The sequence below is a fragment of the Sandarakinorhabdus sp. genome (assembly GCF_031430775.1).
Taxonomy (GTDB): Bacteria; Pseudomonadota; Alphaproteobacteria; order Sphingomonadales; family Sphingomonadaceae; genus Sandarakinorhabdus.
The window spans coordinates 1-13,201 of the sequence record NZ_JANPCD010000191.1; the positions used below are offsets into that span (position 1 = coordinate 1).

8 protein-coding genes, 1 tRNA gene and 2 pseudogenes are annotated in these 13,201 nt (G+C 63.8%); all 11 read left to right on the plus strand.

Features of this window, described 5'->3' with window-relative positions; translation table 11 throughout:
- A pseudogene (locus RMQ73_RS12160) lies at positions 1-1,197 on the plus strand (transketolase); the annotation flags it as partial.
- Positions 1,198-1,234: 37 nt separating this feature from the next.
- A tRNA-Pro gene (locus tag RMQ73_RS12165) sits at positions 1,235-1,311 on the plus strand.
- A 361-nt stretch (positions 1,312-1,672) separates the two neighbouring features.
- Positions 1,673-4,588, plus strand: a complete 2,916-nt coding sequence (locus RMQ73_RS12170) for a TonB-dependent receptor (protein WP_310498523.1) — start codon at positions 1,673-1,675, stop codon at positions 4,586-4,588.
- 109 nt (positions 4,589-4,697) lie between these two features.
- Entirely contained in the window at positions 4,698-6,284 is a 1,587-nt protein-coding gene (locus tag RMQ73_RS12175; RefSeq protein ID WP_310498524.1) for a tryptophan 7-halogenase, read from the plus strand.
- Complete coding sequence (locus RMQ73_RS12180) at positions 6,281-7,000, plus strand: SapC family protein (protein ID WP_310498525.1); 720 nt, start codon at positions 6,281-6,283, stop codon at positions 6,998-7,000. Before RMQ73_RS12175 ends, RMQ73_RS12180 begins: the two co-directional genes overlap by 4 nt.
- Positions 6,993-8,024, plus strand: a complete 1,032-nt coding sequence (locus RMQ73_RS12185) for a cupin-like domain-containing protein (protein WP_409049871.1) — start codon at positions 6,993-6,995, stop codon at positions 8,022-8,024. The genes RMQ73_RS12180 and RMQ73_RS12185 overlap by 8 nt, the downstream gene beginning before the upstream one ends.
- Positions 8,024-9,523: a tryptophan 7-halogenase gene (locus RMQ73_RS12190; protein ID WP_310498530.1), complete on the plus strand. Its 1,500-nt coding sequence runs from the start codon at positions 8,024-8,026 to the stop codon at positions 9,521-9,523. Before RMQ73_RS12185 ends, RMQ73_RS12190 begins: the two co-directional genes overlap by 1 nt.
- A gap of 13 nt (positions 9,524-9,536) precedes the next feature.
- Positions 9,537-10,490 carry a glycoside hydrolase family 16 protein gene (locus RMQ73_RS12195; RefSeq protein WP_310498526.1) on the plus strand — a complete coding sequence of 318 codons (954 nt, stop codon included), beginning with the start codon at positions 9,537-9,539 and terminating at the stop codon, positions 10,488-10,490.
- Between the two features lie 3 nt (positions 10,491-10,493).
- Positions 10,494-11,558, plus strand: coding sequence for a LacI family DNA-binding transcriptional regulator (locus RMQ73_RS12200; RefSeq protein ID WP_310498527.1), 1,065 nt, complete (start codon positions 10,494-10,496; stop codon positions 11,556-11,558).
- Positions 11,551-12,774, plus strand: coding sequence for an MFS transporter (locus RMQ73_RS12205; RefSeq protein ID WP_310498528.1), 1,224 nt, complete (start codon positions 11,551-11,553; stop codon positions 12,772-12,774). Before RMQ73_RS12200 ends, RMQ73_RS12205 begins: the two co-directional genes overlap by 8 nt.
- Positions 12,775-12,856: 82 nt before the next feature.
- Positions 12,857-13,201, plus strand: a pseudogene (locus RMQ73_RS12210) (1,4-beta-D-glucan glucohydrolase); the annotation flags it as partial.

Below are 13,201 nucleotides of genomic sequence, written 5' to 3' on the forward strand. Positions count from 1 at the left end.
GCGCTCAAGGCCTTTGTCGCCGCATCACCCGCAGCGCGGCTGCCGCATGATCGGCCATTCGATGCCGTGCCGGTGCCTGCTGTGCCAGCACCGGCCGGAGCCGAACAATCGACGCAATCGGCGTTCGGGCGCATCCTGTTCGATCTTGCCAAGGCGGGCGGGCCGCTGGCTGACCGCATCATCACGACATCGCCCGAGGTTACCGTCTCGACCGGCCTTGGCCCGTTTGTGAATGCGCGCGGGTTGTTCCGGCGCCAGGCGCTGACCGATGTGTTTCGCGCCGCCAAAATCCCCAGTCCGCAGAAATGGCAGGGCGATGCCGCCGGGCAACATATCGAACTGGGCATCGCCGAACATAACCTGTTCCTGATGCTGGCGGCGGCGGGCCTGTCGGCGCCGCTGTTCGGCACGCGGCTGATCCCCATCGGCACCGTCTATGACCCGTTCATCGCGCGCGGGCTCGATGCGCTGAATTATGGCTGTTATCAGGATGCGCGGTTCTTGCTGGTGGCGACGCCATCTGGCCTGACGCTGGGGCCGGAAGGCGGCGCCCACCAGTCGATCAATCCGCCGCTGATTGCCATGGGCCAGCCCGGCCTGACACATTTCGAGCCGGCCTATGCCGATGAACTGGCGGCAATGCTGGCGTTTGCCTTTGGGCATTTGCAGGCGGACGACGGCGGCAGCGTCTATCTGCGACTATCCACCCGGAACATCGCCCAGCCGATACGTGCCGATGATGGCTGGCAGGCGGGTGCGCTGGCCGGCGGATATTGGCTGAAGCCACCGGCGCCGGGCGCCGAGGCCGCCATTGTCGCGATGGGTGCCGTCATGCCCGAGGCGCTGGCGGCCTGGGAGGCCCTGGCAGCCGAAGTGCCGGGCCTTGGCCTGCTCAATGTCACCAGCCCTGACCTTTTGCATCGCGGCTGGCGGCAGGGACATGCCGAGCGGCGTACCAGCCATGTGGGCGCGCTGCTGGCACCGCTGCGCCCCGGCGCCCGGCTGGTGACCTTGCTCGATGGCGCGCCGGCCGCGCTCAGCTGGCTGGGCGGCGTCCATGGCCACCGCGTGGTGCCGCTGGGTATCGACCGCTTCGGGCAGACCGGCGACTTGCCCGACCTGTACCGCGAATACGGACTGGACGAAGCCGCGATCATTGCCGCCATGGCCGAAGCCCTGATCGACCATGTTGATTGACCGGTAGCCGGAATTGCGGCAAAGGCCGCGTCCGGTTCGGGGAGTGGCGCAGCCTGGTAGCGCATCTGCTTTGGGAGCAGAGGGTCGCAGGTTCGAATCCTGTCTCCCCGACCAAGTTTCAGCCATGGCGCTGAAATCTCTGGCATGGCCAGAACATGCAATTTTTTTGCAGTCTTGTCGCTCGTTGCGGAGCGAATGATGCTTGGCATCGCAGCGCCTGGCCAATTGTCCAACGACCTCATTGTCCCGGGATCAGGGGCTACAGGCGCTATGCGGCGCCATTTGCCTGGTCTTGCAATCCGCCTGCGAAGCCCCGCCAGCCGGCCGGAGCCTTGACCAAGTGAACGTTACCAGATAAGTGAACGTTCACAATAAAGCGATCAGCAAACAAGAATCGCACAAAAATCGTTGGGGGAACGGTATGATGAGACTGCGCAAGCCTATGTTCGGGCACCTTTTTGTGAGCGCTTCGGCGTTGGCCATAGGGTTCGCCTCACAGCCGGCCTTTGCGCAGGAAACAATCGCCGAATCAGCGACAGTCGAAGATGAAATTGTTGTAAGCGGCATCCGCGCCAGTTTGCAGAAGTCGCTGGGCATCAAGCGTGATGCCATCGGCGTGGTGGATGCCATCACTGCCGAGGATATCGGCAAGTTCCCGGATACGAACCTCGCGGAATCCTTGCAGCGCATCACCGGCGTGTCGATCGACCGCAGCGTGGGCGAAGGCTCCAAGGTGACCGTCCGCGGCTTCGGCCCGGATTTCAACCTGGTACTGCTGAACGGCCGCCAGATGCCTGCTTCGGGCCTTGGCAGCTGCTGCGAAGCGCCGGCTTCGCGCAGTTTCGACTTCGCCAATCTGGCGGCCGAAGGTATCGCTGGGGTCGAAGTCTACAAGTCGGGGCGCGCCACGCTGGCGTCCGGCGGCATTGGCTCGGTCATCAACATTCTGACGCCGCGCCCGCTTGATCGCCCTGGCTTCAAGGCCAGCCTTGGCGTCAAGGGCGTGATCGACCACACGTTCGAGGACACCAAGCTCACCCCGGAAATCTCGGGCATCATTAGCAAGACCTTTGCCGACAACCGTATCGGTATCCTGGTCACCGGTGTTTATCAGCGCCGCAAAGCCAGCCTGGCCCAGTTCAACGCCGGCTGGCGCGAAGGTTATCTCGGCAACGAGAACAACTGGGGCTCGCTGCCGGTCGATGCCAATGACTGGCGCGGCAATTTCGACAGGACCATCAACCGGCCCGGCCCGACCGATGTCTATCAGGTCACCCAGAACGCCGGTTATGATTTCACCGACATCGACCGTGAGCGCATCAACGGCCAACTCGTCCTTCAGGTGAAGCCGACCGACACCCTGACCGCTTTGGTCGATTATACCTATTCGCAGAACACGATCGCTGCGCGCACCAGCAGCATCGGTGTCTGGTTCAACCACAACAACACCTCCAGCAGCTGGACCGATGGTCCGGCCGCCGGCCCCAATTTCTATGCCGAGGCATTCGGTCCCGGTGAAGGCAAGGATGTCGCCATCACTGGCGCGCTGGCGGCCAACCGGTCGATCAACCGCTCGCTTGGCGCCAACATCAAATGGGACGGGCCGGGCGGCCTGCGCCTCGAGCTTGATGGCCATCACTCGACGGCGGAAAGCAAGCCGACCTCGCCCTATGGCAGCAACAGTGCCGTTGGCAGTGCCGTTTATGGCGTCACCAGCCAGCGCGTTGATTTCACGACCGACATGCCGGTGATCTCGGTCACCACAGGTCCGGATGCAGCTGTGCAGCCGTCCAACATCCGGCCGTCGGGCAATTCCTTCCGCAATGCGTACATGCGGGACGAAATCAACGAAGTGTCGCTACGCGGCGGTTATGATTTCGACACGTCATTCATCAAGAGCCTGGATTTCGGTGTCACCTATACGCAGAACAAGGTGCGCTCAGCCTTTGGCGTGATCCAGAACGACAGCTGGGGCGGCACGCTCAGCGCGGCAGATACACCGGATTCGCTGTACACCTTGACGCCTCTGTCGCCGCGTCTGGCCGGCATGAATGGCTCGAACGATCCTGCCATCATTCCCAATTACTTCCAGGTCGATACCGCGGCGCTGGCGTCGCTGCTGCAATCGCGCATCGGCATCTGCAACGCCAGCACCGTTCAGGGCGCCTGCCTTGCCAAGTACGACACCGACCGGCGTATCCGCGAGGAAACTTGGGCGCCCTATATCCAGTCCGTGCACCAGTTCGACTTTGGCGACATGCGCGCCAATGTCCGTCTGGGGCTGCGTTATGAACGCACCACGATTTCGTCGTCGGCGCTGGTGCCGATTCCCACGGGCGTTGTCTGGGTTTCGGACAATGAAATGGGGCTGATCAGCGGCGCCGCGTCCGATTTCTCCACGCTGCGCGGCAAATATGAAAACTGGTTGCCGGCGTTCGATTTCGACTTGTCGCCGATCGACAACGTCCGGCTGCGCGCGTCCTACAGCCACACGATCACTCGCCCGGATTACACCAGCATGCAGGGCGGCATCACGGTGGCACAGCCCTTGCGCCCCAATGGCGGCAGCACGGCCGGCAGCGGCAACCCCGGCCTGCTGCCCTACAAGTCCAAGAACATCGATCTGGCGGCGGAATGGTATTACGCCAAGGACAGCTATGTCTCCGTGGGTTTCTTCCACAAGAGCGTGGGCAACTTCATCGCCAACACCACGACGCAGGGGCCGTTGTTCGACCTGCCCAACCCGGCACAGGGTGCTGCGGTTCAGGCGGCGCGCACGGCTTTGGGCGGCAACCCGGGCTTTGCTGCCATCCTGGCCTATCTCGCGGTCAACCAGCCTGGCGTGGTGCAGTTCAACAATGGCACGCCGTTCGGCATCATCGGGCAAGGGGCGGACCCAGACGTGGTGTTCACCATCACGCAGCCGGGCAACAGCAGCCAGGTCGCCAAGCTGCATGGCTTCGAATTCGCCGTCCAGCACAGCTTCTGGGATACCGGCATCGGCGCCATCCTGAATTACACCATCGTCAACAGCGACACGCAGTTCGACAACACCTTGCGTTATACCGCGACGCAATTTGCGGTGAACGGGGTGAGCGACAGTGCCAACGCCGTGCTGTATTACGACAAGAACGGCATCCAGGCCCGTGTTGCCTACAACTGGCGTGACGGTTTCCTGTCGGGCTATGGCTTCGATCCCTTTTATACGGACCCCTATGGGCAGGTCGATGTCAGCGCGAGCTGGGAGTTCAAAAATGGCCTGACCGTCTTTGTCGAAGGCATCAACGTCACCAAGGCCGACCGCCGCGGTCATATGCGCAACAACCAGACCGTGTCCTTTGCGGCGCCTGGTTATGCGAGGTACACGGGCGGCGTGCGTTACTCCTTCTGATCCATAAGGATCGACGGTCAGATCTGGCATGCAAGGAGCCGCGCTGCGTCATGCAGTGCGGCTCTTTTCCCGATTGCGATGAACAAATGTCCGCTATGGTGTTTGTGTGATGGAGAGTGCGGTTCAGCATATTGTGATCGTGGGCGGTGGCACGGCCGGCTGGCTTTGTGCTGCACTACTGGCGGCGAAGCATCCGCGCCTGTCGATCACGCTGGTCGAGGCGCCCGATATCCCGACCATCGGCGTCGGCGAGGGCACCTGGCCAACCATGCGCGAAACGCTGGCAGCAATCGGCATTCCCGAGTCCGAATTCCTGCGCGAATGCGATGCTTCATTCAAGCAAGGCTCGCGCTTTGACGGATGGGTCGATGGATCGCCGGGCGACAGTTATCTGCACCCCTTTACTGCGCCGCCGCCCGGTAACATGCGCGATTTGCTGGCCGCCTGGCAGGCCGGCAATCCGGCGGCGCCCTTTGCGGCCATGATGACCGCCCAGCATGCCGTTTGCGCGGGCGATCTGGCGCCGCGGCAGCGGCCCATGCCGGACTATGCCGGGGCGCTGAACTATGGCTATCATCTGGACGCGGGCAAATTCGCGGCCTTGCTGGCGCGCCATGCCATGGGTCGTCTCGGGGTGACCCGGATCGCGGCCGAAGTGACAGGCGTCGTCTCGGGCGAAAACGGTGATATAGCTGCCCTTGCGCTGCGGGACCGCCAGCCGCTGGCAGGGGACTTCTTCATCGATTGCTCGGGGCAGGCTGCCATTCTGATCGGCGGGCATTGCGGTTCGGAATGGATCGACCGATCGGATGTGTCGTTCAACGACCGGGCGCTGGCGGTGCAGGTGCCGGTTGCCGCCGACAGCCCGGTTGCCTCGCAGACTGTGGCGACGGCGCATGAGGCTGGATGGATCTGGGATATTGCGCTTCCGACACGCCGCGGCGTCGGCTGTGTCTATAGTTCGCGCTTCATGACCGATGATGCGGCGCAAATTGTGCTTGCCGACTATTTGGGCGCGCGGTTTCCACATGTCGACATTGCCCGGCTGGCCCCGCGAAAACTGTCGTTCCGCACCGGCCATCGGGCACGATTCTGGGACCGTAACTGCGTGGCAATCGGGCTGTCGGCAGGCTTTATCGAGCCGCTGGAGGCATCGGCCATCGTTCTGATCGAGCTGTCCCTAAAGGCGCTGGCCGAGAATTTCCCGGCGAGCCGTGAGACCATGAATATCCATGCAGCGCGCTTCAACACGTTGTTTCGCTATCGCTGGGACCGCATCGTCGATTTCCTCAAGCTCCACTATGTCCTGAGCCGTCGGGAGGGCCCTTACTGGCAGGCGCAGCGCGCGCCGGAAACCGTTCCTGACCGATTGGCGGAGCAGCTTGTGCTGTGGCGGGAGCAGCCGCCTTCGGCATGGGACTTTCCGCAACGGGACGAGATATTCTCGGCTGCCAGCCAGCAATATGTCCTTTACGGCATGGGCTTTGCGATGCCGCAGATGGCTGCGGCTCCGTCATCTGCCGACGTGATGCGGCTGGTCGAAGTGCGGGAGCGGGCGCGCGGGCTTACGGCCGCGCTGCCCGCCAATCGGACTTATTTCGCAGCCACAACGCAGCAAGCCGTGCCCAAAGCGGCGCCCATGGCGGCGGCGCTCGCGGCGGCGCTCGAGGCACAGGGAGATTCTGCCAGACCATGAGCAACCACCAAATTCTCAACAGCGCCGACCATGGCGCGCTAAGGGTTCATACCCAGGCCGGGGCTGATTTCGGCGACGCTGTCATGGCCTGCATGACTGTGCCTGACGAGTTTCGCCGCGTGCAGGGACATTTTCCGGTCGTGTTCCGCCGCGATGTCGAAAGCGGCGCGTTCTCGGCGCTGGCGCTGCTGGGTTTTGAAAACGGCGAAAATCTGTTCCTCGAAGGCGGACGCTGGGACGCGCGCTACCGCCCGCTGGCGTTGGCCATCCAGCCGTTCCTGATCGGCCGCCCGTCGGCGCAGACTGGCGAGGCGCAGGTGCATGTGGACATGGCGCATCCCCGTATCTCGGCCGATGGCGAGGGTGTTCGCGTGTTTGACGACGCTGGCCAGCCCAGCCCTTATCTCGAAGCCATTGCGCGAAGCCTTGGTGAACTGGATCATGGCCACAGGCAAAGCCCGGCGTTTTTTGCGGCGCTGGAACACCATGGCCTTCTGGAGCCCTTCACGCTGGATGTACCGCTGGACGACGGCTCGCGTCATTCGCTGGTCGGCTTCCACACGATCGACGAAGAGCGGCTTGCGGCGCTCAATGGCAAGGCGCTGGGTGCGTTGCACGAAGCGGGCCATCTGATGCCGATATTCATGGCCATGGCGTCGCTTTCACACCTGGGCGAACTGGTTGCCCGCAAGAATGCACGCGTGGCCGGTGGCTGAGGCGGACGCCTCGATCTTTGCCGCCATGCCGGCGGTGATCGAGCGCGAGGCGGGCTCGCCAGCCGCGCTCGATGCGCTGCTGCGCGGCGCGCGACAGCCGTTCGTGATCCGCGGGCTGGTCGCCGATTGGCCGCTGGTGCGGGCTGGGCTGCGCTCGGCCGGCGATGCCCGGGCCTATTTGCTCGCCCGTGCGCGAAACGTGCCATTTGCCGTATCGATCGGTGCGCCCGGCGAGGACGGCCGCATATTCTATGACGCGGCCATGGCGGTGAATTTTCGCATGGCGCGGGCACCGTTGGCCGACATCTTCGCCGACATGGCGGCCCATGAAGGCAAGGCTGATGCGCCGACCCTTTATTTGGCGTCGATCGACGTGCCGAGCCATTTCGACGGCGTGCAGGATGAAAATCCGCTCGATCTCGGCCCGCGCGAACCGCTGGTGAGCCTGTGGATCGGCACGCCGACCCGCATTGCCGCGCACAATGATTTTCCCGACAACCTGGCCTGTTGCGTCGCCGGTCGCCGCCGGTTCACCCTGTTTGCACCCGAGGCATTTCGCGGCCTTTACCTTGGGCCCATCGACAATACGCCGGCGGGCCGGGCGGTCAGCATGGTCGATTTTCACAGCCCCGATTTCGCGGCCCATCCAAGGTTTGCCGACGCTCTGGCACAGGCGCAGGTCGCCGAACTGGCGCCGGGCGATGCGCTGTTCATCCCGTCCATGTGGTGGCACCATGTCGAGGGGCTGGCGCCGTTCAACATCCTGCTCAATTATTGGTGGCGCGATACACCGCGCTTTCTCGGCCAGCCGCAGGACGCGCTCAACCACGCGATTCTTGCGATCCGTGACTTGCCGGACGCGGACAAGGTTATCTGGCGAGACATGTTCGAACATTATGTGTTCGCCAACCCGCCCGAGACGAAAGACCATATTCCCGCCGGCGCGCGCGGTGTGCTCGATCCGCTCACCCCCGACACGGCGGGGCGCCTGCGCGCCTATTTGCTGAGGACACTAAGCCGATGATGAACGAGTATAAAAAGCGCCGCATCGTGGTCGCCGGCGGCGGTACGGCCGGCTGGATGGCGGCGGCCGCGCTGGCGCGGACCATGGGCGATGCGATCGAACTGACACTGGTGGAATCCGATGCCATCGGCACGATCGGCGTGGGCGAAAGCACCATCCCGCCGCTGGTGAACTACAACCGCCTGCTCGGGATCGGTGAGGCCGAATTCATGAAGGCGACACAAGCCACTTTCAAGCTGGGCATCGAATTTGAAAACTGGAAGGCCCAGGGCGAAAAATACTTCCATTCCTTTGGCTTGACCGGGCTTGATCATTGGTCGGCAGGATTTCAGCATTTCTGGATGCACGGGCAAGCCAAGGGGCATGGCGCCAGTTTCGATGATTATTGTCTCGAGTTGAAGGCCGCTTATGCGAGCCGGTTCTCGCACCTTCCGGACAACCGGATGAATTATGCCTATCAGCTTGATTCCACGCTTTACGCGGCGTTTCTTCGCAAGCTGGCCGAGGCCGATGGCGCACAGCGGATCGAAGGCAAGATCGCCTCGGTGCAGCTGGACGGCGCCAATGGCCATATCAGCGCCTTGGTGCTGGAATCCGGGCAGCGCATCGAGGGCGACCTGTTCATCGATTGCACCGGGTTTCGCGCGCTGCTGATCGAGGGCGCGCTGCATGTCGGCTATGACGACTGGACGCATTACCTGCCGTGCGACGCCGCCATTGCGGTGCAGACCGCGACCGTGCGCCCGCCGATCCCCTATACGCGAGCCATTGCCCATGACGCGGGCTGGCAATGGCGGATTCCGCTACAGCACAGGCAGGGTAACGGCATTGTCTATTGCAGCCGTTACCTGGACCGCGACGCGGCGCTGGACCGATTGTTCTCGACCATCGAGGGCCAGCGGATGACCGAGCCGAATTTCATCCGTTTCACCACCGGCGCCCGGCGCAAGCAATGGCACCGCAACTGCATTGCCGTGGGCCTTTCGGGCGGCTTCATGGAGCCGCTGGAATCCACCAGCATCCACCTGATTCAGCGGGCCATCCTGCGGTTGATCCGCATGATGCCGATGGGCGAGATCAGCGAACGCGATGTCGCCGAATTCAACGACCAACAGATGACCGACATGTTGCAGGTGCGCGATTTCCTGATCCTGCACTACAAGGCCACCGAACGCAGCGACAGCCCGTTCTGGCGGCAATGCGCCGGCATGGAGATACCCGACAGCCTGCAACAGAAGATCGCGCTGTTCCGTGAAACCGGGCGGGTTTTCCGCAAGAATGACGAATTGTTTGCCGAAAACAGCTGGGTGCAGGTGATGATGGGCCAGGGCATCATCCCCCGGGCCTATCATCCGGTTGCCACCAAGCTGTCGGACCAGGAGCTTGACCAGCTGCTTGCCGGCCTGCGTGACAATGTTGCCAGGACCGTGGCCAGCCTGCCCGAGCACCACGCCTATGTCGCCCGCTATTGCGGCGCGCAACAAGCGTCTGCGGCATGATTTCGGCGGCCGCATGACCCCGGTTCGTGCCTTGGCGTCTTGCGTGCTGCTGGTGCTGGCCGCGCCGTGGCCGGCGCTTGCAGATGACTGGCGGCTGGTGTGGGCCGACGAATTCGACAAGCCGGCGATCCAGTCGGCAAACTGGCGTCTAGCGGAGGATTGCTGGGGCGGCGGCAACAACGAGCGCCAATGCTACACCGCGAGCCGGCGCAACGCAGCGATCGTCGATGGCAAGCTGGTCATCACGGCGCTGCGCCAGCGTGCGACCGGGCCGGCACTGCCCATTGCATTGCGCCCGCTGGCGGGCAATCCAGCCGCCGAAGTCACGCGCGAATTCACCTCGGCGCGGCTGAGCACCAAGGGCAAGGCGGCGTGGCGGTTCGGCAGAATCGAAGTGCGGGCGCGCCTGCCGCAGGGGCAGGGGACATGGCCCGCGCTCTGGATGCTGCCCGAGGACGACAGCCATGGCCCATGGGCGGCATCGGGCGAGATCGACATATTGGAGGCCGTCAACCTTGGCGTGCCCTGTGCGGCCTGTCCGGGTGGCCGCGAGAATACCATATTGGGCACATTGCATTTTGGTGCAAAATGGCCCGGCAATGCGCAAAAGGGCAGCGAAGTGCCGGCGCCCGAAGTGCTCGATGGCTTCCACACCTTTGCCATCGAATGGCAAGCCGACCGTATCACCTGGCAGATGGATGGCCGGACCTATGCCGAGCGCCAGGCGAGCGAATGGTGGTCGTCCGGATCAAAGGCGCCGGGCGCGCCGTTCGACCGGCCGTTTCACCTGATCCTCAACCTCGCGATTGGCGGCGGCCTGCCCGAGAAACGCGGGCTTGGCGGCGTGGTAACGGAAGGTTTCCCGAAACGCCTTGAAATCGATTGGGTTCGCGTCTGGCAAAAAGACGCCAAGCCGGCTAACCCGCTGCCGGGGCCATCGGCGTCATCCGGCGAGGGGGGCAATTAGCATATGGCGAGACGCCGTCAGGCTGTCACGATCAGGCACGTTGCGGCCGATGCGGACGTGTCCCTGCAGACGGTCAGCCGCGTCATCAACAACGAGCCTTATGTGCGCCCGGAAATGAAGCTGCGCGTCCAGGCATCGATCGACAGGCTGGGATATGTGCCTTCGATTGCCGCGCAGCGGATGAGCGGATCGCGGTCATACCTGATCCTTGCCATCAACGACCGCGAACGCACCATCGCGGACTGGCGGGCGCGGCAGGGCACTGACTGGGTCGATCAGATGCTGCTTGGCGGCATGCTGATGTGTGCCGAGCATGGCTATCGCATGATATTCGAACTGGTGGACACGCACAGCGACCATGTAGAACGTGAATTGCTGGGCGCGATCGCCGCGTTGCAGCCCGATGGAATCATCCTGACGCCGCCGCATTCAGACAACCAGCAGATCGTCGCATTCCTTGCCGAACAAGGCATTCCGTTCGTGCGGATCGGCTCGCATGAAAACGGGGCCGGGATACCATTGTCGATGGACGACGAAGGTTCGGCGCGAACCGCGACGCGTTATCTGATCGCGCGCGGACACGCGCGGGTCGGCTTTATCGCAGGTTCGCCGGAGTATAATCTGAGCGGGTGGCGCATCGATGGCTGGAAGGCGGCCATGGCCGAAGCCGGGCTGCCGACGGACAATCTGCTGGAGCAGGGCGACTTCAGCTATGCGGCCGGCGAGCGCGCGGCGCGGCTGCTGCTGCGGCACGCAAACCGGCCGACGGCGATCATTGCCAGCAACGACCAGATGGCGCTTGCCACACTCGAGGTTGCGCGCGCGCTGGGCCTTGATGTGCCCGGTGACCTGTCGGTCATCAGTTTCGACAACACGCCGCTGGTCCATTTCACCCAGCCGCCGCTCACGGCCATCGACCAGCCGATTGCCGCCACCGCTTCAAAGGCCGTCGAACTCATCATCGCGGCCTGCAAGGGCGAAGATCGGCCGGTGACGTTGACCATGATATCGGCTGATCTGGTCGAACGGGGGTCTGTTGCCGTTTGCGCCGAACCTGTGGATGGCTGATTTCGCGCCGCAGGCACGACAGTCGCAGCGGTTCCTGCTGTTGTATGCGCTGGCCTGGGCCGGCAGCGCTATCGCGTATGTGCCGTTCCTGACCATCCTGTTGCCGGTTCGGGTGTCGAACCTGGCGGGCCAGGGGGCCGATGTGTCCTGGCTTGCCTATATCGCTTTTGCAGGCGCCATCGCCGCCAGCGTCGGCAACATCGGTTTTGGTTACCTGAGCGATATCACAGGCAACCGGCGCGGCTGGGCCTGGGCCGGTTTGCTGCTGTCGTCGGTCCTGCTGGTCGCCACCGGCGCGGCCACCGGGCTTGGCAGCCTGATCGTGCTTGTGGTGTGCTGGCAGCTTTCGCTCAACATGATGCTGGCGCCGCTTGCGGCATGGGCGGGCGACACCGTGCCGGACGCGCAAAAGGGACTGTTGGGCGGGCTGCTGGCGTTCGCGCCGGGACTGGGCGCCCTGTCGGGGGCGGCCGTGACCATGAACGGCCTGGCGTCGGCCGATACGCGCCTTTGGCTTGTCGCGCTGATGGTCATCGCCTGCGTGGTGCCGCTACTGGTGGCGGGTGCGCCGCTGCCGGTGATGGAGGCGGTTGGCGCGGTTGCAAAACCGGACGCACAGGCTGCGAAGCCGCAGGCACAGGCTGCGAAGCCGCAGGGCCGCGACGGCGTCGTTTTGCGCATGTGGCTGGCGCGGCTGGCCGTCCAGATTGCCGAGGCGGCGTTGTTTGCCTATCTGTTTTTCTGGTTTCGCGCGATCGACCCGGCGGTCAGTGACAACCTCACGGCGCGCGTCTTCAGTGTCGTGCTCGTGCTGTCCGCGCCCGCCGCGCTGCTTGCCGGCCGCTGGGCCGACACGCGCAACCGGCCGCTCGTGCCGCTTGTGGCCTGCGCTGCCATCTCTGCGGCCGGGCTGGTCGGCATGTCCCTGTCGCGAACCTTGCCCGCCGCCACGATTGCCTATGCGTTGTTCGGATTGGCAACTTCGGTCTTCCTGGCGTTGCACTCCACCCAGACCTTGCGGGTCCTGCCGCGTTCGGACCGGCGCGGCAGGGATCTTGGCGTGTTCAACCTCACCAACACCGTGCCATCGCTGATCATGCCGTGGTTCACGCTCGCGCTGGTCCCGTATTTCGGCTTTTCGGGGCTGTTCCTGCTTTTTGCAGCGCTTGCGGTCGTTGCCGCCGTGCTGTTGGCGCCATTCGCCCGCCAGACCTGACTGCCGCCCTTGATTTTGTCGCCAACGCGTGCGATTGCCTTATGATAACGTTCACATACAAAAGCGGGGGCTTGCATTGAGTTTGGGACGCACGCTCCTTTCGGCATCCTGCCTGGTATCTGCCTGTGCGGCGCTGCCGCTGGCTAGCGGCCATGCCGCCGAGGTGCCGGCAATTCGCGTGCCGGCCGGCGCGCAGGCGCACCCCGCAATGTGGCCCGCCGCGCGCAGCCCCGGGGCCATAACCGACAAACGCACCGAGGCCATGATCAGCGCAATCCTTGCGCGCATGACCACCGAGCAAAAGGTCGGGCAGATGATCCAGGCCGACATCAGTGCGGTCGCGCCGTCGGACCTCGCGCGCTATCCGCTAGGCTCGATCCTGGCTGGCGGCAATTCCGGGCCCTATGGCGACGAGCGTGCCGACGCT

What these genes read in the sequence shown, in the direction of transcription:
- RMQ73_RS12190 (WP_310498530.1), top strand. Translation starts at nt 8,024, where the DNA reads ATGAACGAGTATAAAAAGCGCCGCATCGTGGTCGCCGGCGGCGGTACG.
- RMQ73_RS12180 (WP_310498525.1), top strand. Translation starts at nt 6,281, where the DNA reads ATGAGCAACCACCAAATTCTCAACAGCGCCGACCATGGCGCGCTAAGG.
- RMQ73_RS12200 (WP_310498527.1), top strand. Translation starts at nt 10,494, where the DNA reads ATGGCGAGACGCCGTCAGGCTGTCACGATCAGGCACGTTGCGGCCGAT.
- RMQ73_RS12195 (WP_310498526.1), top strand. Translation starts at nt 9,537, where the DNA reads ATGACCCCGGTTCGTGCCTTGGCGTCTTGCGTGCTGCTGGTGCTGGCC.
- RMQ73_RS12175 (WP_310498524.1), top strand. Translation starts at nt 4,698, where the DNA reads ATGGAGAGTGCGGTTCAGCATATTGTGATCGTGGGCGGTGGCACGGCC.
- RMQ73_RS12205 (WP_310498528.1), top strand. Translation starts at nt 11,551, where the DNA reads ATGGCTGATTTCGCGCCGCAGGCACGACAGTCGCAGCGGTTCCTGCTG.